The organism is Pseudomonas sp. RW10S2 (assembly GCF_014268985.1).
In the GTDB taxonomy this organism is placed as follows: domain Bacteria; phylum Pseudomonadota; class Gammaproteobacteria; order Pseudomonadales; family Pseudomonadaceae; genus Aquipseudomonas; species Aquipseudomonas wayambapalatensis.
In genome coordinates this window covers 1-24,572 of the sequence record NZ_JABWRO010000088.1, presented here as the reverse complement: position 1 = coordinate 24,572, position 24,572 = coordinate 1, and the positions used below count along the sequence as shown (strand labels likewise).

The window sequence follows — 24,572 nt, the reverse complement described above, 5'->3', positions numbered from 1 at the left end:
TTCGCGGGCAAGCCCGCGAAGAGGCCCCTATCGGCTCAGGATCAGCCCTTGGCCCCCGGTGCCAGCATGTTTTCCGGGCGCACCCACTGATCGAACTGCTCGTTGGTCAGGTACTTGAGCTCCAGCGCTGCCTCGCGCAGGGTCTTGCCCTCGCTGTAGGCCTTCTTGGCGATTTCCGCCGCCTTGTCGTAGCCGATGTGCGGGTTCAGCGCCGTCACCAGCATCAGCCCGCGCTCCAGGTGGGCGGCCATCTGCTCGGCGTCCGGCTCGATGCCGGCCACGCAGTGCTCCTGGAAGTTGCGACAGCCATCGGCCAGCAGTTCGATCGACTGCAGCAGGTTGTGGATGATCACCGGCTTGAACACGTTCAACTGCAAGTGCCCCTGGCTGGCCGCGAAGCCGATCGCCGCATCGTTGCCCAGTACCTGGCAGGCCAGCATCGACAGGGCTTCGCATTGAGTAGGGTTGACCTTGCCCGGCATGATCGAGCTGCCTGGCTCGTTGGCCGGCAGGCGCACTTCGGCAAGCCCTGCACGCGGGCCGGAACCCAGCAGACGCAGGTCGTTGGCGATCTTCATCAGAGCCACGGCCAGGGTCTTGAGCGCGCCCGCCAGGCTGGTCAGCGGCTCATGGCCGGCGAGGGCGGCGAATTTGTTCGGTGCGGTGACGAACGGCAGGCCGGACAGCGCTGCCAGCTCCGCGGCGATGGCTTCGGCAAAACCGTGCGGGGCGTTGAGGCCGGTGCCCACGGCAGTGCCGCCCTGGGCCAGCTCGCAGACTGCCGGAAGGGTGGCGCGGATTGCCCGCTGGGCGTAGTCGAGCTGTGCAACGAAGGCCGAGACTTCCTGGCCGAAGGTGATGGGCGTGGCGTCCATCATGTGCGTGCGGCCAGTCTTGACCAGGTTCGAGTGGCGCGCCGACAGTTCTGCCAGGCCCGACGAGAGCTCGGCGATGGCCGGCAGCAACTTGCCATGCACGGCCTGGGCGGCGGCGATGCTCATGGCCGTGGGGAAGCAGTCGTTGGAGCTCTGCGAGCGGTTGACGTGATCGTTCGGGTGTACAGGCAGTTTGCCGCCACGGCCCTTGCCGGCCAGTTCGTTGGCGCGGCCGGCGATCACCTCGTTGACGTTCATGTTGCTCTGGGTGCCGCTACCGGTCTGCCAGACCACCAGCGGGAACTGATCGTCGTGTTTGCCGTCGAGCACTTCGTCGGCGGCCTGTTCGATCAGTCGGGCAATGTCGGCTGGCAGGTCGCCGTTGCGGTCGTTGACCCGCGCCGCAGCTTTCTTGACCAGCGCCAGGGCGTGCAGGACAGCCAGGGGCATGCGCTCCTTGCCGATGGCGAAGTTGATCAGCGAACGCTGGGTCTGTGCGCCCCAGTAAGCGTCCTCTGGAACTTCGACCGGGCCCAGGCTGTCTGTCTCGATACGGCTCATGCTGCGCTCACTCCTTTGTTCAGTCAGAAATCGCAGTTTAGGCCCTGATCCACCCGGGCGGTCAATCGCTCGTCTTGTCACTTGAGCACAGTGCCCTCTGCGGCGCAGAATGCTCTACTCTGAGGTATCCGCCTCACCCTCTCATGAAGGAATTGCAATGACCCGCCTCCGTGTCCTTTTTGCCGCTGTCGCCCTGGCCTGTGCCAGCGGCCAGGTCCTCGCTGCCACCCCGAGCCACAACGCCGCCGCCGAGAAATTCCTGACCCTGGCCAATGCCGACAAGCTGGGCACCCCGGTGTACATGCAGGTCCAGCAGATGTTCGCCCAGCGCTTCGAGCAGACCAAGGCCCCGGCCGCGAAGAAATCCGTGCTCGACAGCTATCAGGCCAAGGCCAACGCGGCCCTGGACAATGCCATCGGCTGGAAAAAGCTCAAGCCGCAGATGGTCAACCTGTACACCGCGACCTTCACCGAGCAGGAGCTCAACGATCTGGTCAAGTTCTACGAGTCGCCGCTGGGCAAGAAAGTCCTGCGCGAAATGCCCAAGGTCACCCAGCAGTCGGCCCAGCTGACCCAGCAGAGCCTGGAGCCTGCAGTGCCGGTGGTGAACAAGCTGCTGGACGACATGACCAAAGAGCTGGACCCGAACGCTGGCAAGGCCGCAGCCCCGGCGAAGAAGTGAGCCTGAATCGATGAGCATGCAGCAACGCATCGAGCAGCAACTGGCACCGCTTGGCGATCAGCACCTGCAGGTGCTGAACGAAAGCCACATGCACAGTCGCGGGCAGGAGACGCATTACAAGGCGGTGCTGGTCAGCGAGCAGTTCGCCGGCCTGAACAGCGTCAAGCGTCACCAGAAGGTCTACGCCACCATGGGCGAGCTGATGGGCGAGATTCATGCCCTGGCCATTCATACCTACACGCCTGAAGAATGGGCGCAGGTAGGGGCGGCGCCTGCTTCGCCGGTGTGTGCCGGCGGCGGGCACTGAAACCTTTCCGTCGTTCTGGTAGAATCCGCGTCATCCGGGGGCCGCTTTTGCGGCCCCCTCGCTTTTCGTCAAACCCGGTCCGCCCCTTACGAGGGCAACCACCAGGAGATTCTGTTTCATGTCCCAACCGATCGTCGTGGCGGCGCTCTACAAGTTCGTCACCCTCGAAGACTACCTCGACCTGCGCGAGCCATTGCTCAAGACCCTGCTGGAAAACGACGTCAAAGGCACGTTGCTGCTGGCCCTCGAGGGCATCAACGGCACGGTCTCCGGTACCCGCGAAGGTATCGACGGCCTGCTGGCCTGGCTGCGCAACGACCCGCGCCTGGCGGATGTCGACCATAAAGAATCGTACTGCGACGAGCAGCCGTTCTACCGCACCAAGGTCAAGCTCAAGAAAGAGATCGTCACCCTCGGTGTGCCGGGCGTCGATCCCAACAAGCAGGTCGGCACCTACGTCGAGCCCAAGGACTGGAACGCGCTGATCAGCGACCCCGAAGTGCTGCTGATCGACACCCGCAATGACTATGAAGTGGCGATCGGCACCTTCAAGGGCGCCATCGATCCGAAGACCGAGACCTTCCGCGAGTTCCCCGACTACATCAAGGCCAACTTCGACCCGAGCAAGCACAAGAAGGTCGCGATGTTCTGCACCGGCGGCATTCGCTGTGAAAAAGCGTCCAGCTACATGCTCGGTGAAGGCTTCGAGGAGGTCTATCATCTTAAGGGCGGGGTCCTGAAATACTTCGAGGAAGTGGCTCAGGAAGAAAGCCTCTGGGACGGCGACTGCTTCGTCTTCGACAACCGGGTCACCGTGCGTCACGACCTGTCCGAGGGCGATTACGACCAGTGCCATGCCTGCCGCCATCCGATCAACGCGGATGACCGTGCGTCCGAGCACTATTCGCCCGGGGTGAGCTGCCCGCACTGCTGGGACACTCTTAGCGAAAAGACCCGGCGCAGCGCCATCGACCGGCAGAAGCAGATCGAGCTGGCCAAGGCGCGCAACTTGCCGCACCCGATCGGTTACAACTACAAAGCCGAGGCTTGATGCATGACTGCACGCCTGCTCTATGTGATGGACCCGATGTGTTCCTGGTGCTGGGGCTTCGCTCCCGTGGCCGAGGCGTTGATCGCCCAGGCACGGGAAGCCGGTGTGCAGACGCGCCTGGTGTTGGGTGGCCTGCGCAGTGGCAGCAGCGCGCTGGATGCCTCGACGCGCAAGTACATCCTCGAGCATTGGCAGGCGGTCGCCGAAGCCACTGGTCAGACGTTTCGCTTCGAAGGCGCCATGCCTGACGGCTTCGTCTATGACACCGAGCCGGCCTGCCGCGCCTTGGTCACGGCGCGTGAACTCGATGCCGAGCGCGGTTGGGCGCTGCTCAAGCTGATCCAGGGCTCGTTCTACGAGCAGGGCCTGGATGTTACCCGTGCCCCGCAGTTGGTGGACCTGGCCGAGCAGGCAGGCTTCGACCGTGAACGGTTTTCTGCAGCGTTCGCAAGTGTCGAGACCCGCACGACCACGACAGCCGACTTTGCCTGGGTTCAGGACCTGGGTATCGCCGGCTTCCCGACCCTGCTGGCTGAGCGCGATGGTCAACTGGCCTTGCTGACCAACGGCTATCAGTCGCTCGATCGCCTGCAGCCGTTGCTGGGCCGCTGGCTGCAGCAGGCCGCCTGTGCTTGATCTGCCAGGGTCTAGCGACCCTGTGCCGGGGAAGCCCCCCGTTGCGCACGATCGTCTGAGCTGGGCGGAAATCCGCCGCCTGGCCCTGCACCACAAGAAGGCCTTGTGGACCGCCAACCTGGTTGCCGTGCTCGCTGCCCTCTGCAGCGTGCCGATTCCCTTGCTGTTGCCCTTGCTGGTCGATGAAGTGCTGCTGGGTCATGGCGATGCCGCCTTGAAATGGATGAACCAGTTCCTGCCGACCGATTGGCAGGTGGCGGCCGGTTACATCGGCTTGATGCTGGTTGCGACCCTCAGCCTGCGCCTGGCCTCGCTGGCCTTCGGCGTGATCCAGGCCAGGCAGTTCGCCGGATTGGCCAAGGATATCGTGTACCGCCTGCGAATCCGCCTGATCGAGCGGCTCAAGCGAATCTCGCTCAAGGAGTATGAAAGCCTGGGCAGTGGCACGGTGACCACGCATCTGGTCACCGACCTGGATACCCTGGACAAGTTCGTCGGCGAAACCCTCAGCCGCTTCCTGGTGGCCATGCTGACGCTTACCGGCACTGCGGCGATCCTGATCTGGATGCACTGGAAGCTGGCGCTGCTGATCCTGCTGTTCAACCCGCTGGTGATCTATTTCACCGTGCAGCTGGGCAAGCGGGTCAAGCACCTGAAGAAGCTCGAGAACGACAGCACCGGGCGTTTCACCCAGGCGCTGAGCGAAACCCTCGACGCCATCCAGGAAATCCGCGCCGGTAACCGCCAGGGCTATTTTCTCGGGCGCCTGGGAGTACGTGCCCGGGAAGTGCGCGACTATGCAGTGGCCTCGCAGTGGAAGAGCGACGCCAGTGGTCGGGCCAGCGGCCTGCTGTTCCAGTTCGGCATCGACATTTTCCGTGCCGCGGCGATGCTCACCGTGCTGTTCTCCGACCTGTCGATCGGGCAGATGCTGGCCGTGTTCAGCTACCTGTGGTTCATGATCGGCCCGGTGGAGCAATTGCTCAACCTGCAGTACGCCTACTACGCGGCCGGTGGTGCGCTGAGTCGGCTCAACGAATTGCTGTCGCGAGAGGACGAGCCGCAGTATCCGGCCGCCTGTGATCCGTTCGCTGGGCACGCGACAGTGGGTATCGAGGTGCGCGACCTGCGCTTCGCCTATGCCGATGAGCCGGTGCTCGAGCACCTGGACCTGTCCATCGCACCGGGCGAGAAGGTGGCCATCGTTGGAGCCAGCGGCGGTGGCAAGAGCACGCTGGTACAGCTGCTGCTGGGGTTGTACAGCGCCCAGGCCGGAACCATCCGTTTTGGCGGTGCGAGCCTCCAGGAGATCGGGCTGGAGACCCTGCGTGAGCATGTCGCGGTGGTGCTGCAGCATCCCTCGTTGTTCAACGACAGTGTGCGCGCCAACCTGACCATGGGCCGCGAGTGCAGTGACGACGCCTGCTGGCAGGCGCTGCGCATTGCCCAGCTCGATGCCACCATCGCCGCGCTGCCTCAGGGGCTGGACAGTGTGGTCGGGCGTTCGGGGGTGCGGCTGTCCGGCGGTCAGCGTCAACGTTTGGCGATTGCCCGCATGGTCCTGGCCGAGCCGAAGGTGGTGATCCTCGACGAGGCCACCTCGGCCCTCGATGCGGCCACCGAATACAACCTGCACCAGGCCTTGGCGCGTTTCCTCAGTGGCCGTACCACCTTGATCATTGCCCATCGCCTGTCGGCGGTGAAACAGGCCGATCGGGTGCTGGTGTTCGACGGTGGGCATGTGGCCGAAGACGGCGGCCACCAGCAGTTGATCGCCGAAGGCGGCTTGTACGCCAAGCTGTACGGGCATCTGCAGCAGTCCTGATCGCGCGGCGCGCCAACAGGCGCACTGGCTGCGACAAAAAGCTCCGCGCAATTATGGCAAATGGCCTACGCTGTGCTTGTCTGGGTCGATTCGTGCCATATCCGCTCTGAGACAGGGACTACATGAAGGGAAATCGGACTCTCGAGGCGCCAAGGTTGCTGGGAATCATCTGGCCCTTCGTCGCAGTGGTGGTTTTCCAGGTGCTGCTGGGCAGCCTCAGTCTTTATTCGCTTTCGGCCATGCGTGCGTACGTGGCCGGCGAAAGCCTGTGGTCCAAGGCACAGAAAGACGCCATCTATTACCTCAATCTGTATGCCGAAAGCCAGGACGAACGCATCTTCCAGCGCTATCGCCAGGCCATTGCCATACCCCAGGGCGACCGTGAGCTACGGGTGGCCCTCGACCAATCTGAGCCGGACCTTGAGGCCGCACGGCGCGGGATCCTGCAGGGCGGTAACCATCCGGACGACGTCAATCGGATCATCTGGTTCTACCGCAACTTCCGTCAGATCAGTTACATGCAGAATGCCATCGGCTACTGGAACACGGGTGACGAATACCTGCGGCAACTGGATGTCCTGGCGCAGCAGATGCGTGAGGCCTTCGTCCGGGGGCTGGCCAGTGAGCGTGAGGTGGCGGACTGGAAAGCGCGTATCGTCTCGATCAACGAGGGCGTGACGCCGGCCGCCAAGGCATTCAGCGATGCACTGGGCGAAGGCTCGCGGGTGCTGCTGCGGGTGTTGATGGTCACCAACCTGCTCACGGCGTTGATTCTCATCGCCCTGGCCTGGCGCCGTTCTGCAAGGTTGCTGTCCCAGCGCCAGGCGTTTGCCAGCGCTTTGCAGGTAGAGCGTGAGCGGGCACAGACCACCCTGGAGTCGATCGGCGATGCGGTGATCACCACCGATGTCGAGGGGTGCATCGTCTACATGAACCCTGCCGCGGAGCAGTTGACCCACTGGCAGGCTTCCCAGGCCCATGGCTTGCCGCTGGCGGCGCTGTTCAGCCTGCTCGATGAAAATGCCGAGCGGGACAGCCTGACTCTGGTCGAGCAGGTGCTCAGCGGCAGCCTCAAGGGCGGGGCCGAGCATGCCCGGCTGATCCAGCGCCTGGATGGCAGTACGGTGTCGGTCAACCTGGTGGGGTCGCCCATCCACACCGACGGTCAGATCAGCGGCATCGTCCTCGCCCTGCATGACATGACCCAGGAGCGGCAGTACATCGCCAACCTGTCATGGCAGGCGACCCACGATGCCCTGACGGGCCTTGCCAACCGCCGTGAGTTCGAGTATCGCCTGGAGCAGGCGCTCAACACCTTGGCCCGTCAGTCGGGACGCCACTCCCTGATGTTCCTGGACCTCGACCAGTTCAAGCTGGTCAACGATACCTGCGGGCATGCCGCGGGCGATGAGTTGCTGCGCCATATCTGCGCTGTGCTGCAGGCAGGCCTGCGTGAAGGTGACACCCTGGCCCGGCTGGGCGGTGACGAATTCGGCGTATTGCTGGAAAACTGTCCGCCCGACCAGGCTGAGCGGATTGCCGAGCACTTGCGCCAGACCGTGCAGAGCCTGCATTTCGTCTGGAAGGGACGGCCCTTCGTCACCACCGTGAGTATTGGCCTGGTACACATTGCCCATTCGCCCGGCACGCTTGAGACCTCGCTGCGCGCTGCCGACATGGCCTGCTACATGGCCAAGGAGAAGGGGCGCAACCGTGTGCAGGTCTACCATGCCGACGACAGCGAGTTGTCGATGCGCTTTGGCGAGATGGCCTGGATCCAGCGCCTGCACGTTGCGCTCGAGGAAAACCGCTTCTGCCTGTATGCCCAGGAAATCGCCCCCCTCAAACCAGACATGGGCGCCGGACACCTCGAGATTCTCCTGCGCCTGCATGACGAGAGCGGTCGGACCATCCTGCCGGACAGTTTCATCCCAGCCGCCGAGCGCTATGGCCTGATGACCGCGCTCGATCGCTGGGTGGTGCGCAATGTGTTCCTGGTGATTCGCCAGGCGCTGGACGAAGGTCGCAGCCGACCGCTGGCGATGTGCGCGATCAATCTGTCGGGTACGAGTATTGGCGACGACAAGTTCCTGGAGTATTTGCAGCGGTTGTTTTCCGAGTTCCAGATCCCCCCGCACATGATTTGTTTCGAAATAACCGAGACCAGCGCAATCGCCAATTTGGGAAGCGCCATTCGCTTCATCAACGAATTGAAAGGTTTGGGCTGCAAGTTCTCCCTCGACGATTTCTGCGCCGGGATGTCGTCATTCGCCTATTTGAAGCATTTACCAGTAGACTTCCTGAAGATCGACGGAAGTTTCGTCAAGGATATGCTCGACGATCCCATTAACAGGGCTATGGTGGAGGTGATCAACCATATTGGCCATGTCATGGGTAAGCGCACCATCGCCGAGTTTGTCGAAACACCGTTGATCGAGCAGGCGCTGCAGGAGATCGGCGTGGACTTCGCCCAGGGTTATCTGATCGAGCGGCCGCAGGTGTTCACCTGTGACAGCCTCCAGCGACAACGGATTGCAGTAAGGCCCTTGTTGCACCGGGCGCCAGGGTCCTTCCGCTGACAGTAGTAGTCGTCCGGAAAATCACAAGGAATCAAGGAGCTGACAGTGATTGACGCATTCGTACGGATCGGTCCATTGATGGACCCCAAGAGCTACCCCGACTGGGCGCAGAAAATGATCTCGGATTGTGCCGAGAGCAAGCGAAGGGTGGTGGAGCATGAGATCTACCAGCGCTTGAGCGACGGCAAACTGAGCAAGAAGACCATCCGTCAGTACTTGGTCGGTGGTTGGCCGGTGGTCGAACAGTTTTCGTTATACATGGCCCAAAACCTCACCAAGACCCGCTACGGCCGCAGCCAGGGCGAGGATATGGCGCGGCGCTGGTTGATACGCAATATCCGCGTTGAGCTCAACCATGCCGACCATTGGGTCAAATGGTGCAAGGCGCACGATATTAGCTTGAAGGACTTGCAGGCCCAGGATGTTCCCCCCGAGCTGAACGGCTTGAACGATTGGTGCTGGCGTGTCTGTGCGACCGAGTCGCTGGCCATTGCGATGGCCGCGACCAACTACGCGATCGAAGGGGCGACGGGCGAGTGGTCGGCAAAGGTCTATCCCGAGACGGACTACGCGCGGTCTTTCATCCAGCAGGGTGACAAGGAATCCAAGGCGGCCATGAGGTGGCTGGACCTGCACGCCGAGTACGACGATGCGCACCCGTGGGAGGCGCTGGAGATCATTTGCACGCTGGTGGGCGAGAGCCCTTCCGAGGAATTGCAGGCGCAACTGCGCAAGGCCATCTGCAAGAGCTACGACTGCATGTACCTGTTCCTGGAGCGTTGCCTGAGATCCGAGAGTGAGCATGAGCAGCCTGTGCTCAAGCCGGTGGAGCAGGTGGAACTGAACAAGCCTGTAAAGCAGCGTGAGCAGCCTGTGAAAAAACGGGCTAATGCTCGTGCGCTAGCGGGATAAGATGGAGTCGTAGCGGGTAAGGGACACTTCCAGGCTGTTCAGCGCTGCGAAGTGTCCCTGTGATTTTACTGCGCGTTGAACGCCTGTCCATTCACGCCGCTGCTGTCCGGGCCCATCAGGTACAGGTACACCGGCATGATGTCTTCGGGCAGCGGATTGTCCTGCGGGTTCTCGCTGGGATAGGCCAGCGCCCGCATCGCCGTGCGCGTGGCGCCCGGGTTGATGCTGTTGGCACGCACCGGCGCCACGCCTTCCAGCTCGTCGGCCAGGGTCTGCATCAGGCCTTCGGTGGCGAATTTCGACACGCCATAGGCGCCCCAGTAGGCCCGGCCCTTGCGCCCGACGCTCGACGAGGTGAATACCACCGAGGCGTCCTCGGACAACTTCAGCAGCGGCAGCAGTGTGCTGGTCAGCATGAATGTCGCGTTGACGTTGATGTGCATCACGCGCATGAAGTTGTCGCCCGACAACTGCTCCAGCGGCGTACGTGGGCCGATGATCGACGCGTTGTTGAGCAGGCCGTCGAGGCGCCCGAACTGCTCTTCGACCATCACCGCCAGTTCGTCGTACTGATGGGGCAGGGCGGTTTCCAGGTTGAACGGAATCACCACCGGTTGTGGGTGGCCGGCAGCTTCGATCTGGTCGTAGACCTCGTTGAGGTTGGCCTCGGTCTTGCCCAGCAGCAGCACGGTGGCCCCAAGTGCTGCGTAAGCCTTGGCGGCAGCCGCGCCGATGCCGCGCCCGGCGCCGGTGACAAGAATGACCCGACCCTTGAGCAGGTCGGGACGGGCGGTGTAGTCGAACATTGAAATTTCCCTGTTTTTTATCCCTGTGTGTGCCGCCAGCTCTTACAACTCAGCAGCCGCACAACGCACTGTCGATCACCTTGCGCAGGTCCAGCGGGTGGTCCACCACTACGTCGGCACCCCAGTTGTTGGGGTTGTCCTCTGGATGAATATAACCGTAGCGCACGGCGGCGGTGCGGGTGCCGGCATCGCGACCGGATTCGATGTCACGCAGATCGTCGCCGACGAACAGTACGCTGGCCGGATCCAGGTCAAGCGTCTTGCAGGCGAGGATCAGCGGCTCGGGGTCGGGCTTGCTGTTCTTCACGTGATCGGGGCAGATCAGCAGCGCCGAACGCTCGGCCAGGCCAAGCTGCTGCATGATCGGCTCGGCGAAGCGCACCGGCTTGTTGGTGACCACACCCCACAGCAGGTTGCCTTTCTCGATGTCGTCCAGCAGTTCGGCCATGCCCTCGAACAGCTTGCTGTGGACCGCGCAATCGCGTTGGTAACGTTCGAGAAATTCCAGGCGCAGGGCCTCGAAGCCTTCGGCGTCCGGGTCCATGGCGAAAGTGGCGGCGACCATCGCCCGCGCGCCGCCCGAGATCACGCCGCGGATCAACTGGTCGTCCACGGCCGGCAGGCCGCGCTCGGCGAGCATGGCCTGGCAGATGGCGATGAAGTCCGGCGCGGTGTCCAGCAGGGTGCCGTCCATGTCGAAGAGTACTGCTCGCAGGCGCATGCTCATTCCTCGCGCAGGGTCTGGATCATGTAGTTGACATCGACGTCGCTGGCCAGCTTGTAGTGCTTGGTCAGCGGGTTGTAGGTGAGGCCGATGATGTCCTTAACTTCGAGGCCGGCAACACGGCTCCAGGCGCCGAGCTCGGAGGGCCGGATGAATTTCTTGAAGTCGTGGGTGCCGCGCGGCAGCATCTTGAGGATGTACTCGGCGCCGATGATCGCCAGCAGATAGGCCTTGGGGTTGCGGTTGATGGTGGAGAAGAACACCTGGCCGCCGGGCTTGACCAGGCGATGGCAGGCGCGGATCACCGAGGAAGGATCGGGCACGTGTTCGAGCATTTCCAGGCAGGTGACCACGTCGAACTGGCCAGGCAGCTCTTCTGCCAGCGCTTCGGCGGTGATCTGCCGGTACTCGACCTCGACTCCCGACTCCAGTTGGTGCAGGCGCGCCACAGCCAGTGGCGCCTCGCCCATGTCGATGCCGGTCACGGTAGCACCGCGCTGGGCCATCGCCTCGCTGAGGATGCCGCCGCCGCAGCCGACGTCCAGCACCTTCTTGCCGGCGAGGCTGGCGCGCTCGTCTATCCAGTTGACCCGCAGCGGGTTGATCTCGTGCAGGGGCTTGAACTCGCTCTCGCGATCCCACCAGCGGTGGGCCAAGGCCTCGAACTTGGCGATTTCGGCGCGGTCGACGTTGCTCATTGAACAGATCCTCTGAAAACTTCGATAAAAGGTGTCTCAAGCGGCAGCCGCAGCTGCCGGCCGGTCATTCTTTGCCAGCGCGAATGCGCGCTCCCCAGGTGCGGGCGGTGTCGATCAGCGCGGCTTCGTCCATTTGGGTCAGGCGCCCGTCGTCGAGCAGGTGGTGGCCCGCGACCCAGACGTGGCGCACGCAGTCGCGGCCGGTGGCGTAGATCAGTTGCGAAACCGGGTCATGCACCGGTTGCTGGGCCAGGCCCGAGAGGTCGAAGGCGGTGATGTCCGCAGCCTTGCCCGCCTCCAGCGAGCCAATGCTGGCCTCCAGCCCCAGGGCGCGTGCGCCGTTGAGCGTGGCCATGCGCAGGGCGCGGTGGGCGTCCAGGGCCGTGGCCGAACCTGCGACGGCCTTGGCCAGCAATGCGGCGGTCCGGGTTTCGCCAAGCAGGTCGAGGTCGTTGTTGCTGGCGGCGCCATCGGTGCCTACGGCGACGTTGACCCCGGCCTGCCACAGGCGTTCGACCGGGCAGAAGCCGCTGGCCAGCTTGAGGTTGGACTCCGGGCAGTGCACCACGCAGGTGTTGCTTTCTACCAGCAGGGCCAGGTCGTCGTCGCTGATCTGGGTCATGTGGACCGCCTGCAGGCGCGGGCCCAGCAGGCCGAGGCGTGCCAGGCGCGCCAGCGGGCGTTCGCCGTGCTCGGCCACCGCCCGCTCGACCTCTGCGGCGGTTTCGTGGATATGCATGTGCAGCGGCGCGTCGAGCTGGTCGGCGATGACCCGGATCTTCTCCAGGTTCTGGTCATTGACCGTATACGGCGCATGGGGCCCGAGGGCGACGCTGATGCGCGGGTGATGGCGCAGGTCGCCGAACAGCTCGATGGCCAGGTGCAGGGCCTCGTCGGGGCTGCGCGCACCGGGGATGGGGAAGTCCAGCAACGGCACGGCCACCTGGGCGCGGATGCCGCTGCGGTGCACGCGGTCACAGGCCTCGCGGGGGAAAAAGTACATGTCGGCGAAGCAGGTGATGCCGCCCTTGAGCTGCTCGGCGATCGCCAGGTCGGTGCCGTCGCGCACGAAGGCTTCGTCGACCCAGCGCCCTTCGGCCGGCCAGATGTGCTCCTGCAGCCAGGTCATCAGCGGCAGGTCGTCGGCCAGGCCGCGGAACAGGGTCATGGCGGCGTGCCCGTGGGCGTTGACCAGCCCTGGGGTGAGCACGCAGTCGGGCAGCTCGCGCAACTCCAGTGCCTGCGGCGCCCGCTCGCGGGGGCCGATCCAGGCAATCAGCCCGTCCCGGATGCCCAGGGCATGCCCTTCGAGCACTACGCCGGCCGGCTCCACGGGCACCAGCCAGCGGGGTGCGAGCAGCAGGTCGAGCGGCGAAGAGACTGAAGGCATAGGCAGGCTACCGGGTTCCGTTAAATGGAACGCGCAGTATACCCGAGCGCCTGCGCCCGAGGCTCGCTATAATCGTCCGCTTTTGATCAGTGAATTGCGGGGAGAGGCGATGCGCGAGCGACTTTTGGCGGCGGAGAAGGTGACCAGCATCCAGTGGCGTGATGGCACCCTGCATCTGCTCGACCAGCGTCTGCTGCCGACCCGCGAGCACTGGCTGGCCTGCGCCGATGTGGCCTCTGTGGTTCAGGCGATCCGCGGCATGGCGGTGCGCGGTGCGGCAGCCATCGGCATCAGTGCTGCCTATGGGCTGGTGCTGGCGTTGCGTCAACGCCTGGCCGAGGACGATGACTGGGAGCAGGCGCTGGAAGAGGACTTCCTCGAGCTGGCCGAGGCGCGCCCGACAGCTGCCAACCTGTTCTGGGCGCTCAATCGCATGCGCGAGCGCCTGCAGCGGCTGCGCCCCGACGAGGATGTGCTCGCAGTCATGGAAGCCGAAGCCGTGGCGATCCACGACAGCGATCGCGAAGCCAACCTGACCATGGCGCAAAACGGTATCGAGCAGATCCGTCGCCACCAGGGCAGCGAGCAGACCTTGCTGACCTACGGCAATGCTGGTGCCTTGGCCAGCGGTGGTTTCGGGACGGCGTTGGGGGTGATCCATGCCGCTTATCTGGAAGGGATGGTCGAGCGCATCTATGCCGCCGAAACCCGTCCCTGGTTGCACGGATCGCGCCTGACGGCCTGGGAGCTGTCCCATGAGGGGATACCGGTCACGCTGTGTGCGGACTCGGCGCTGGCGCACCTGATGAAGACCAAAGGCATCACCTGGGTTGTGGTCGGTGCCGACTGCATCGCGGCCAATGGTGACGTGGCGAGCAAGATCGGCACATACCAGTTGGCAGTCTCGGCCATGCACCATGGCGTACGTTTCATGGTGGTGGCATCGAGCACCAGCATTGACCTCAACCTCGCCAGCGGTGATGACATCCCTCTTGAAGAACGTGAGGCGGACGAGCTGCTGGAAGTGGCTGGGAAGCGAGTCGGTGCAGATGTCGAGGTGTTCAATACCGTTTTCGATGTGACTCCTGCGGATCTGATCGACGTGATCGTGACCGAGAAGGGTATTGTCGAGCGACCGGATGCCGCCAAAATCGCCCAGTTGATGTGCCGCAAGCGCTTGCATTGAGTGTTTTCGCGGGGGCGATGGCGGTCTGGACTTTCCGCTTCAGCGGCATCCTGCCCTATCTCCCACCCGCCAACCCTTTGTGATACCATTCGACAGTTTCCAAGGCCGCTCTTTTCCGCGGTCTTCATTGCGCAGATCCTGGGCACAACTCATTGATTTGTCGTATGTCGTCGCACTGTCGAACGCTGCGGCGACGAGCTTCGTTCGTCCACCGATGGATATGGCGAAGTTTCACCAGAAAAAGGAATCAGGCTTCTCATGGGCGAACTGGCCAAAGAAATCCTCCCGGTCAATATCGAAGACGAACTGAGACAGTCCTACCTCGACTACGCGATGAGCGTGATTGTCGGGCGAGCGCTGCCCGATGCGCGTGACGGCTTGAAGCCCGTGCATCGCCGCGTCCTGTACGCGATGAGCGAACTGGGCAACGACTGGAACAAGCCGTACAAGAAGTCCGCCCGTGTGGTCGGTGACGTCATCGGTAAATACCACCCGCACGGCGACACTGCCGTGTACGACACCATCGTGCGCATGGCGCAGCCGTTCTCGCTGCGCTACCTGCTGGTCGACGGTCAGGGCAACTTCGGTTCGGTGGACGGCGACAACGCTGCGGCCATGCGATACACCGAAGTGCGCATGACCAAGCTGGCTCACGAGCTTCTGGCCGACCTGCACAAGGAAACGGTCGACTGGGTGCCCAACTACGACGGCACCGAGCAGATCCCGGCGGTCATGCCGACCAGGATCCCCAACCTGCTGGTCAACGGTTCCAGCGGCATCGCCGTGGGCATGGCCACCAACATCCCGCCGCACAACCTGGGCGAAGTCATCGATGGTTGCCTGGCGCTGATCGACAACCCCGAGGTCACCGTCGATGAGCTGATGCAGTTCATCCCTGGCCCGGACTTCCCGACCGCCGGCATCATCAACGGCCGCCAGGGCATCATCGAGGCCTACCGCACCGGCCGCGGCCGCATCTATATGCGCGCCCGCTCCGAGGTCGAGGACATCGACAAGGTGGGTGGTCGTCAGCAGATCGTCGTGACCGAGCTGCCGTATCAGCTGAACAAGGCGCGTCTGATCGAGAAGATCGCCGAGCTGGTCAAAGAGAAGAAGATCGAAGGCATCACCGAGCTGCGTGACGAGTCCGACAAGGACGGCATGCGCATCGTCATCGAGCTGCGTCGCGGCGAGGTGCCTGAAGTGGTGCTCAACAACCTCTATCAGCAGACCCAGCTGCAGAGCGTGTTCGGCATCAACGTTGTCGCATTGATCGACGGTCGTCCGCGGTTGCTGAACCTGAAAGACCTGCTGGAGGCCTTCGTTCGTCACCGCCGCGAAGTGGTCACCCGTCGCACCGTGTTCGAGCTGCGCAAGGCGCGCGAGCGTGGGCACATTCTTGAAGGCCAGGCTGTTGCGCTGTCCAACATCGATCCGGTCATTGCCCTGATCAAGGCCTCGCCAACGCCGTCGGAAGCCAAGGAAGCCCTGGTCGGTACGCCGTGGGAGTCCAGTGCAGTGCAGGTCATGGTCGAGCGCGCTGGCGCCGACTCGTGCCGTCCGGAAGACCTGCCGGAGCAGTATGGCCTGCGTGATGGCAAGTACTGGCTGTCGCCTGAACAGGCCCAGGCCATCCTCGACCTGCGTCTGCACCGCCTGACCGGCCTGGAGCATGAGAAGCTGCTGGCCGAGTACCAGGAGATCCTCGAGCAGATCGGCGAGCTGATCCGCATCCTCAACAGTGCCCAGCGCCTGATGGAAGTGATCCGCGAAGAGCTTGAAGCGATTCGCGCCGAGTACGGCGATGCCCGTCGTACCCAGATCCTCGATGCCCGTCACGACCTCAACTACGGCGACATGATCCCGGAAGAAGAGCGTGTGGTGACCATTTCCCATGGTGGTTATGCCAAGACTCAGCCATTGTCCGCTTACCAGGCCCAGCGCCGAGGCGGCAAGGGCAAGTCGGCGACCGGCGTGAAGGATGAGGACTACATCGAGCACCTGCTGGTTGCCAACAGCCACGCCACGCTGCTGCTGTTCTCCAGCAAAGGCAAGGTTTACTGGCTCAAGACCTACGACATCCCTGAAGCCTCCCGCGCCGCGCGTGGTCGCCCGATGGTCAACCTGCTGCCGCTGGAAGACGGCGAGCGCATCACTGCGATGCTGCAGATCGACCTCGAGGCCCTGCAGCAGAGCGCCGACCTCGACGAAGAAATCGACGAGGTGGAAGACGCGGTGCTCGAGGGTGAGGTGATCGAGCCGGAAGAAGTCGACGAAGAAGACGGCGACACTCCAGAGCTGGTTGCAGAGCCAACCGGTGCCTACATCTTCATGGCTACCGCTTCCGGTACCGTCAAGAAGACCCCGTTGGTGCAGTTCGCGCGTCCGCGCTCCAATGGCCTGATCGCGGTCAAGCTGAAGGAAGGTGACACCTTGATCGCCGCAGCCATCACCGATGGCGCGAAGGAAGTCATGATGTTCTCCAGCGCTGGCAAGGTGATTCGCTTCGCCGAGAGCGTGGTTCGCGAGATGGGCCGTACCGCGCGCGGTGTGCGTGGCATGAAGCTGGGCAAGGGGCAGGAAGTGATTTCCATGCTGATCCCCGAGTCGGGCGCGCAGATCCTCACCGCTTCCGAGCGTGGCTTCGGCAAGCGCACCCCGCTGTCCAAGTTCCCGCGTCGTGGTCGTGGCGGGCAGGGTGTGATTGCCATGGGCACAAAAGGGCGCAATGGCTTGCTGATCGGTGCCATCCAGGTTCAGGAAGGCGAGGAGATCATGCTGATTTCCGACCAGGGTACGCTGGTGCGTACACGGGTCGGTGAGGTCTCCAGCCTGAGCCGTAACACCCAGGGCGTTACGCTGATCAAGCTGGCCAGCGACGAGACGCTGGTAGGCCTGGAGCGTATCCAGGAGCCGTCCGAGGACGAGCTCGACGATATCGTCGAGACGGACGAGGAGGGCGTCGAAGCTGATGCGCCAGATGACGAAGCTGCAGGCGCCGAAGAGGCTCCGCAGGAATAAGCAAGCGTAAACCCGAGCGGGGCGACCAAGGTCGCCCCGTTTGACTGATTAGCGACGGCAACGTCTGGTTTCTGTGGGAGCGGGCTTGCCCGCGAAGCGGGCGGTGCGATGTATGGCACCGGCTTCGCCGGTGTTCGCGGCTCCCACAGGATTACCGCTGAACCAGCTGGTTAGATTTTGTTCTATTAGAGCGAGAGTGGATGTGAGCAAACGAGCCTTTAACTTCTGCGCAGGCCCTGCCGCGCTTCCCGACGCTGTCCTGCAGCGTGCTCAGGCCGAAATGCTGGACTGGCGCGGCAAGGGCTTGTCAGTGATGGAGATGAGCCACCGCAGCGATGACTACGTGGCGATCGCCGAAAAGGCCGAGCAAGACCTGCGTGACCTGCTGAGCATTCCCTCGAACTACAAGGTGCTGTTCCTGCAGGGTGGTGCCAGCCAGCAGTTCGCCGAGATCCCGCTGAACCTGCTGCCCGAAGGCGCCACGGCCGACTACATCGAGACCGGCATCTGGTCGAAGAAGGCTATCGAGGAAGGGCGCCGTTTCGGCAATATCAACGTCGCTGCCAGCGCCAAGCCTTACGATTACCTGGCCATTCCTGGCCAGAACGAGTGGAAGCTGACCCCAGGGGCTGCATACGTTCACTACGCCTCCAACGAAACCATCGGCGGCCTGCAGTTCGACTGGGTGCCTGAAACTGGTGATGTTCCGCTGGTGGTCGACATGTCGTCCGACATCCTCTCGCGCCCGATCGACGTGTCGCAGTACGGCCTGATCTACGCCGGTGCGCAAAAGAACATCGGCCCGAGCGGCCTGGTGGTGGTCATCGTCCGCGAAGACCTGCTCGGTCGCGCGCGCAGCACCTGCCCGACCATGCTCGACTACAAGATCTCGGCCGATAATGGTTCGATGTACAACACCCCGGCCACCTACTCCTGGTATCTGTCGGGCCTGGTGTTCGAGTGGCTCAAGGAGCAGGGCGGCGTCGAGGCCATGGAGCAGCGCAACCGTGCGAAGAAAGACCGTCTGTACGGTTTCATCGACGCCAGCGAGTTCTACACCAACCCGATCAGCCACAATGCCCGCTCTTGGATGAACGTGCCGTTCCGCCTCGCCGACGAGCGCCTGGACAAGGCATTCCTCGCCGGTGCCGACGCCCGCGGCCTGCTCAATCTCAAGGGCCATCGTTCGGTCGGTGGCATGCGTGCCTCGATCTACAACGCGCTGGGGCTGGATGCGGTGGAAGCTCTGGTGGCCTACATGGCCGAATTCGAGAAGGAGCACGGCTGATGTCCGAACAGGAACTCAAGGCCCTGCGCGTTCGCATTGACAGCCTCGACGAGAAAATCCTCGAGCTGATCAGCGATCGCGCTCGCTGCGCCGAAGAAGTGGCGCGGGTCAAGACCGCGTCGCTCGCCGAAGGCGAAAAGCCGGTGTTCTACCGCCCCGAGCGTGAGGCCGCGGTGCTCAAGCGCGTCATGGAGCGCAACAAGGGGCCCTTGGGTAACGAAGAGATGGCGCGTCTGTTCCGCGAAATCATGTCGTCGTGCCTGGCCCTGGAAGAGCCGTTGAAGATTGCCTACCTCGGCCCCGAGGGCACCTTCACCCAGGCTGCGGCCATGAAGCATTTCGGTCATGCGGTGATCAGTCGTCCGATGGCGGCCATCGATGAAGTGTTCCGCGAAGTGGCGGCAGGCGCTGTCAACTTCGGCGTGGTGCCGGTGGAAAACTCCACCGAAGGCGCGGTGAGTCACACGCTCGACAGCTTCCTCGAGCACGACATGGTGATCTGTGGCGAGGTCGAGCTGCGTATCCACCACCACCTGCTGGTGGGCGAGAACACCAAGACCGACAGCATCACCCGTATCTACTCGCACGCCCAGTCGCTGGCCCAGTGCCGCAAGTGGCTGGACGCGCACTACCCGAACGTCGAGCGCGTGGCGGTCTCGAGCAATGCCGAGGCGGCCAAGCGGGTCAAGGGCGAGTGGAATTCGGCGGCGATCGCCGGTGACATGGCAGCCAATCTGTATGGTTTGACCCGTCTGGCCGAGAAGATCGAAGACCGTCCGGACAACTCCACGCGGTTCCTGATGATCGGTAACCAGGAAGTGCCGCCGACCGGCGACGACAAGACCTCGATCATCGTTTCGATGAGCAACAAGCCAGGCGCGCTGCATGAGCTGCTGGTGCCATTCCACGATAACGGCATCGACCTGACCCGCATCGAGACCCGCCCGTCGCGCAGCGGCAAGTGGACCTACGTGTTCTTCATCGACTTCGTCGGCCACCACCGCGATCCGCTGATCAAGGCGGTGCTGGAGAAGATCAGCCAGGAGGCCGTGGCGTTGAAGGTGCTGGGGTCTTATCCGAAGGCGGTGCTCTGAATTTATTGTTGCCCGTGAGTGGGAGCGCTTTGCGCTCCATCGCGGGACCAGCCCGCTCCCACAGGTTTCACGCTGCCCGTGAGAGTGGCGTCGGACCTATAGTTCGGGTTCATCCTGCCCATCTGTAGGCTGTAATTTGGCACATGTTGCTGTTCTGAACAGGGTTCGCACTCGTGGTTAATGCTGTAAACAAACCCGCACCGCTCATCAATCGCCTGGTCGTCGTCGGCCTGGGCCTGATCGGTGGTTCATTCGCCAAAGGCCTGCGTGAAAGCGGGCTGTGCCGTGAAGTGGTCGGTGTCGACCTGGATGCCCAGTCGCGCAAGCAGGCTGTCGCTCTTGGTGTGGTCGATCGCTGCGAAGAGGATCTGGCCGTTGCCTGTGTCGGTGCTGACGTGATCCAGCTGGCGGTGCCGATCCTGGCCATGGAAAAGGTTCTGGCTCGCCTGGCGTCGCTCGACCTGGGGGATGCGGTGATCACCGATGTCGGCAGTGCCAAGGGCAATGTGGTGCGTGCTGCGCGGGCCGTGTTCGGCGAGCGTCTGGCGCGTTTCGTGCCCGGCCATCCGATCGCAGGGTCCGAGCAGAGCGGTGTGGAGGCTTCCAATGCCGCGCTGTTCCGTCGTCACAAGGTGATCCTCACGCCGCTCGCCGAGACCGACCCGGCAGCCCTGGCCCTGGTCGATCGCCTGTGGCGCGCGCTGGAGGCCGACGTCGAGCACATGCCGGTCGAGCGTCATGACGAAGTCCTGGCGGCCACCAGCCACCTTCCGCACCTGCTGGCGTTCGGCCTGGTGGATTCGCTGGCCAAACGCAATGAAAACCTCGACATCTTCCGGTACGCTGCGGGAGGGTTCCGCGATTTCACGAGAATCGCCGGTAGCGACCCGATCATGTGGCATGACATCTTCCTCGCCAACCGCGACGCTGTCCTGCGCACGCTGGATACATTTCGCAGCGATCTCGACGCCTTGCGCGACGCGGTCGATGCAGGGGACGGGCACCAGTTGCTGGGTGTATTCACCCGCGCTCGAGTCGCCCGCGAGCATTTCAGTAAAATCCTGGCCCGCCGGGCCTATGTGGACGCTATGAACGCCAACGACCTGATCTTCCTGGCCCAACCTGGTGGCCGCGTGTCCGGACGGATTCGCGTACCGGGCGACAAATCGATTTCCCACCGCTCGATCATGCTCGGCTCGCTGGCCGAGGGCACCACTGAAGTCGAAGGCTTCCTCGAGGGCGAAGATGCCCTGGCGACCTTGCAAGCCTTCCGCGACATGGGTGTGGTCATCGAGGGGCCGCACCACGGCCGCGTCACCATCCATGGTGTCGGCCTGCACGGCCTGAAGCCGCCACCTGGCCCGATCTACCTGGGTAACTCCGGGACCTCGATGCGCCTGCTGTCGGGCCTGCTGGCCGCACAGCCGTTCGATGTGACCATGACCGGTGACGCTTCGCTGTCCAAGCGCCCGATGAACCGCGTGGCCAATCCGTTGCGCGAAATGGGAGCCGTGGTCGAGACCGGCCCCGAGGGGCGTCCTCCGCTGACCATTCGCGGTGGCCAGAAGCTCAAGGCGCTGAATTACACCCTGCCGATGGCCAGTGCCCAGGTTAAGTCCTGCCTGCTGCTGGCCGGCCTGTACGCCGAAGGCACTACCACCGTCACCGAGCCGGCGCCGACCCGCGATCACACCGAGCGCATGCTGCGTGGCTTCGGTTACAGCGTGCAGAGCAATGGCCCTGTCGCTTCGCTGCAGTCCGGCGGCAAGCTGACCGCTACTCGGATCGAAGTGCCGGCCGATATCTCGTCCTCGGCCTTCTTCCTGGTCGCAGCGTCCATCGCCGAAGGTTCGGAGCTGGTGCTGGAGCACGTCGGCATCAACCCGACCCGCACCGGCGTGATCGACATCCTGCGTCTGATGGGCGGCGACATCACCCTGGAGAACCAGCGTGAAGTCGGCGGCGAGCCTGTTGCCGACCTGCGCGTGCGTGGGGCGAAGCTCAAGGGTATCGAGATTCCGGAAGACTTGGTGCCGCTGGCCATCGACGAATTCCCGGTGCTGTTCGTCGCGGCCGCCTGCGCCGAGGGGCGCACCGTGCTGCGTGGTGCCGAGGAGCTGCGGGTCAAGGAGTCGGACCGTATCCAGGTCATGGCCGATGGCCTGATCGCCCTGGGCGTCAAGTGCGAGCCGACCCCGGACGGCATCATCATCGATGGCGGCCAGATCGGCGGCGGTGAGGTCCATGGTCACGGTGATCACCGGATCTCCATGGCCTTCAGTATTGCCTCGCTGCGTGCCAGTGCGCCGATCCGTATTCACGACTGCGCCAACGTCGCCACTTCCTTCCCCAACTTCCTGGCGCTTTGCGCCGAAGTCGGCATTCGCGTGGCGCAAGAGGGCAAGTCGTGAATTCGCAGGCGCCGGTCATCACCATCGACGGGCCAAGCGGCTCGGGCAAGGGCACGGTCGCTGGCCTGCTGGCACGCGAGCTTGGCTGGCGACTGCTGGATTCCGGAGCGCTGTATCGCCTGCTGGCGTTCAACGCCTCGAACCATGGTGTCGACCTGACCAACGAAGAGTTGCTCAAGGCGCTTGCCGCTCATCTGGACGTGCAGTTCATCGCTGCCGAGCCGGGCAAGCTGCAGCAGATCATTCTCGAGGGCGAGGATGTCAGCAATGTCATCCGTACCGAAACGGTAGGGGCGGGCGCCTCGATGGTCGCTTCTCTGCCAGCGGTGCGCGAGGCACTGCTGCAGCGTCAGCGTGCCTTCCGTGAGGCGCCGGGGCTGATCGCCGACGGTCGCGACATGGGGACCGTGGTGTTTCCCGATGCGCCACTGAAGGTGTTTCTCACCGCCAGTGCCGAGGAACGCGCCCGCCGCCGTTACCTGCAGTTGAAGGGCAAAGGCGAAGATGTTAGTCTGTCGAGTCTGCTAGATGAGATTCGTGCGCGCGATGAGCGCGACACCCAGCGCGCAGTGGCCCCGCTCAAGCCGGCGGCCGATGCAATCCAGCTGGACTCTACCGAGTTGTCCATCGAGCAGGTGCTGCAACGGATCAGAAGCGAGCTCGCATTGCGCGACCTGCTCTGATCGCCAGGAAAGCAGGCAGGGGCACCAGTCAACGTCCTGCCCGCTTTCCTTTACTTAAACGAAACCCACATTGTCTGGAATGTGGCGATGGGCGTCTGTCTCGCCCGAATTTACAGGAATTAAAATGAGCGAAAGCTTTGCAGAACTCTTTGAAGAAAGCCTGAAAACCCTCAATCTTCAGCCGGGCGCAATCATCACCGGTATCGTTGTCGACATCGACGGCGACTGGGTTACCGTTCACGCTGGTCTGAAGTCCGAGGGCGTCATCCCGCTCGAGCAGTTCTACAACGAAGCTGGCGAGCTGACCATCAAGGTCGGTGACGAAGTTCACGTTGCGCTGGACGCGGTCGAAGACGGCTTTGGCGAAACCAAGCTGTCCCGTGAAAAAGCCAAGCGCGCCGAGTGCTGGATTGTTCTGGAAGCTGCTTTCGCTGCCGAAGAAGTGGTCAAGGGCGTTATCAACGGTAAGGTTAAGGGCGGCTTCACTGTCGACGTTAACGGCATCCGTGCGTTCCTGCCGGGCTCCCTGGTTGATGTCCGCCCAGTGCGCGACACCACCCACCTGGAAGGCAAAGAGCTGGAATTCAAGGTCATCAAGCTGGACCAGAAGCGCAACAACGTTGTCGTTTCCCGTCGCAGCGTGCTGGAAGCCGAGAACAGCGCCGAGCGCGAAGCCCTGCTGGAAACCCTGCAGGAAGGCCAACAGGTCAAAGGTATCGTCAAGAACCTCACCGACTACGGCGCCTTCGTGGACCTGGGCGGCATCGACGGCCTGCTGCACATCACCGACATGGCCTGGAAGCGCATCAAGCACCCGTCGGAAATCGTCAACGTTGGTGACGAAGTCGACGTTCGCGTTCTGAAGTTCGACCGTGAGCGCAACCGCGTTTCGCTGGGTCTGAAGCAGATGGGCGAAGATCCGTGGGTTGCTATCACTTCCCGCTACCCAGAAGGTACTCGTGTTACCGCTCGCGTCACCAACCTGACCGACTACGGCTGCTTCGCCGAGCTGGAAGAGGGTGTCGAAGGCCTGGTACACGTTTCCGAAATGGACTGGACCAACAAGAACATCCACCCGTCGAAAGTCGTTCAGGTTGGCGACGAAGTGGAAGTCATGGTTCTGGACATCGACGAAGAGCGTCGTCGTATCTCCCTGGGTATCAAGCAGTGCAAATCCAACCCATGGGAAGACTTCTCCGGCCAGTTCAACAAGGGTGACAAGATCACCGGTACCATCAAGTCGATCACCGACTTCGGTATCTTCATCGGCCTGGACGGCGGCATCGACGGTCTGGTTCACCTGTCCGACATTTCCTGGAACGAAACCGGCGAAGAAGCCGTACGTCGTTTCAAGAAGGGCGACGAGCTGGAAACCGTCATCCTGTCGGTTGACCCAGAGCGCGAGCGCATCTCCCTGGGCATCAAGCAGCTGGAAGACGATCCGTTCTCCAACTTCGTTGCTGTCAACGACAAGGGTGCAATCGTCAAGGGCATCGTGAAGGAAGTTGACGCCAAGGGCGCCATTGTCACTCTGGCCGACGACATCGAAGCTACTCTGAAAGCTTCCGAAATCAGCCGTGACCGCGTTGAAGACGCGCGTAACGTCCTGAAGGAAGGCGAAGAGATCGAAGCCAAGATCATCAGCGTTGACCGCAAGTCCCGCGTCATCAGCCTGTCCATCAAGTCGAAGGACGATGCTGAAGAGCGCGAAGCTATCCAGAGCCTGAAAAACACCGCTCCGGAAGCTGCTGCCGACACCACCATGGCTGCGCTGCTGCGCGAAGCAATGGCCAAGCAGAACTGAGTTCTGTTTGATCGGTAAAAAAGGGCGACCCTCGGGTCG

19 protein-coding genes are annotated in these 24,572 nt (G+C 63.0%); 14 read left to right on the top strand and 5 right to left on the bottom strand.

Translation table 11 applies throughout. The annotated features are described in order from the left end of the window. Window positions 1-41: 41 nt before the first annotated feature. Window positions 42-1,436, bottom strand: coding sequence for a class II fumarate hydratase (locus HU729_RS18205; RefSeq protein ID WP_186666659.1), 1,395 nt, complete (start codon window positions 1,434-1,436; stop codon window positions 42-44). A 157-nt stretch (window positions 1,437-1,593) separates the two neighbouring features. Here HU729_RS18205 and HU729_RS18200 point away from each other — a divergent pair, with 157 nt between their 5' ends. The 7 genes from HU729_RS18200 to HU729_RS18170 all read left to right on the top strand — a co-directional run bounded on the left by HU729_RS18200 (window position 1,594) and on the right by HU729_RS18170 (window position 9,428). Beyond that, complete coding sequence (locus HU729_RS18200; RefSeq protein WP_151926280.1) at window positions 1,594-2,118, top strand: DUF2059 domain-containing protein; 525 nt, start codon at window positions 1,594-1,596, stop codon at window positions 2,116-2,118. A 10-nt stretch (window positions 2,119-2,128) separates the two neighbouring features. Beyond that, window positions 2,129-2,425 carry a BolA family protein gene (locus HU729_RS18195; protein ID WP_153772849.1) on the top strand — a complete coding sequence of 99 codons (297 nt, stop codon included), beginning with the start codon at window positions 2,129-2,131 and terminating at the stop codon, window positions 2,423-2,425. 118 nt (window positions 2,426-2,543) lie between these two features. Continuing rightward, window positions 2,544-3,476, top strand: a complete 933-nt coding sequence (locus tag HU729_RS18190; RefSeq protein WP_186666658.1) for a rhodanese-related sulfurtransferase — start codon at window positions 2,544-2,546, stop codon at window positions 3,474-3,476. 3 nt (window positions 3,477-3,479) lie between these two features. Continuing rightward, window positions 3,480-4,112: a DsbA family protein gene (locus HU729_RS18185; RefSeq protein ID WP_186711143.1), complete on the top strand. Its 633-nt coding sequence runs from the start codon at window positions 3,480-3,482 to the stop codon at window positions 4,110-4,112. Next, the gene (locus HU729_RS18180) at window positions 4,105-5,937 is read left to right on the top strand and encodes an ATP-binding cassette domain-containing protein (RefSeq protein ID WP_186711142.1); all 1,833 of its coding nucleotides are present in this window, start codon (window positions 4,105-4,107) and stop codon (window positions 5,935-5,937) included. The genes HU729_RS18185 and HU729_RS18180 overlap by 8 nt, the downstream gene beginning before the upstream one ends. Window positions 5,938-6,059: 122 nt before the next feature. Beyond that, entirely contained in the window at window positions 6,060-8,516 is a 2,457-nt protein-coding gene (locus HU729_RS18175) for an EAL domain-containing protein (protein WP_186711141.1), read from the top strand. Between the two features lie 45 nt (window positions 8,517-8,561). Next, entirely contained in the window at window positions 8,562-9,428 is an 867-nt protein-coding gene (locus tag HU729_RS18170; RefSeq protein ID WP_186666654.1) for an iron-containing redox enzyme family protein, read from the top strand. A gap of 65 nt (window positions 9,429-9,493) precedes the next feature. Here HU729_RS18170 and HU729_RS18165 read toward each other — a convergent pair whose 3' ends face one another. From HU729_RS18165 to HU729_RS18150, 4 genes are all read right to left on the bottom strand, one after another. Further along, window positions 9,494-10,234: a YciK family oxidoreductase gene (locus HU729_RS18165; RefSeq protein ID WP_186666652.1), complete on the bottom strand. Its 741-nt coding sequence runs from the start codon at window positions 10,232-10,234 to the stop codon at window positions 9,494-9,496. 49 nt (window positions 10,235-10,283) lie between these two features. Then, complete coding sequence (mupP, locus tag HU729_RS18160) at window positions 10,284-10,955, bottom strand: N-acetylmuramic acid 6-phosphate phosphatase MupP (RefSeq protein ID WP_186711140.1); 672 nt, start codon at window positions 10,953-10,955, stop codon at window positions 10,284-10,286. A gap of 2 nt (window positions 10,956-10,957) precedes the next feature. Further along, on the bottom strand, window positions 10,958-11,656 hold the full coding sequence (ubiG, locus tag HU729_RS18155; RefSeq protein ID WP_112898930.1) for a bifunctional 2-polyprenyl-6-hydroxyphenol methylase/3-demethylubiquinol 3-O-methyltransferase UbiG: 699 nt from the start codon (window positions 11,654-11,656) through the stop codon (window positions 10,958-10,960). Between the two features lie 64 nt (window positions 11,657-11,720). Then, on the bottom strand, window positions 11,721-13,046 hold the full coding sequence (locus HU729_RS18150; protein ID WP_186711139.1) for a TRZ/ATZ family hydrolase: 1,326 nt from the start codon (window positions 13,044-13,046) through the stop codon (window positions 11,721-11,723). A 109-nt stretch (window positions 13,047-13,155) separates the two neighbouring features. Between HU729_RS18150 and mtnA the strand changes: the two genes are divergently transcribed. From mtnA to rpsA, 7 genes are all read left to right on the top strand, one after another. Beyond that, on the top strand, window positions 13,156-14,232 hold the full coding sequence (gene mtnA, locus HU729_RS18145; protein ID WP_186711138.1) for an S-methyl-5-thioribose-1-phosphate isomerase: 1,077 nt from the start codon (window positions 13,156-13,158) through the stop codon (window positions 14,230-14,232). 258 nt (window positions 14,233-14,490) lie between these two features. Next, window positions 14,491-17,253, top strand: a complete 2,763-nt coding sequence (gene gyrA / locus HU729_RS18140; protein WP_186711137.1) for a DNA gyrase subunit A — start codon at window positions 14,491-14,493, stop codon at window positions 17,251-17,253. A gap of 202 nt (window positions 17,254-17,455) precedes the next feature. Further along, window positions 17,456-18,541, top strand: coding sequence for a 3-phosphoserine/phosphohydroxythreonine transaminase (gene serC / locus HU729_RS18135; RefSeq protein WP_186666643.1), 1,086 nt, complete (start codon window positions 17,456-17,458; stop codon window positions 18,539-18,541). Beyond that, window positions 18,541-19,635, top strand: a complete 1,095-nt coding sequence (gene pheA, locus HU729_RS18130) for a prephenate dehydratase (RefSeq protein ID WP_054893877.1) — start codon at window positions 18,541-18,543, stop codon at window positions 19,633-19,635. The genes serC and pheA overlap by 1 nt, the downstream gene beginning before the upstream one ends. A 173-nt stretch (window positions 19,636-19,808) precedes the next feature. Next, the gene (locus HU729_RS18125; protein WP_186711136.1) at window positions 19,809-22,046 is read left to right on the top strand and encodes a bifunctional prephenate dehydrogenase/3-phosphoshikimate 1-carboxyvinyltransferase; all 2,238 of its coding nucleotides are present in this window, start codon (window positions 19,809-19,811) and stop codon (window positions 22,044-22,046) included. Continuing rightward, entirely contained in the window at window positions 22,043-22,729 is a 687-nt protein-coding gene (gene cmk, locus HU729_RS18120; RefSeq protein WP_054893879.1) for a (d)CMP kinase, read from the top strand. Before HU729_RS18125 ends, cmk begins: the two co-directional genes overlap by 4 nt. A 124-nt stretch (window positions 22,730-22,853) precedes the next feature. After that, the gene (gene rpsA / locus HU729_RS18115; protein ID WP_054893880.1) at window positions 22,854-24,533 is read left to right on the top strand and encodes a 30S ribosomal protein S1; all 1,680 of its coding nucleotides are present in this window, start codon (window positions 22,854-22,856) and stop codon (window positions 24,531-24,533) included. The last annotated feature ends 39 nt before the right edge of the window (window positions 24,534-24,572 follow it).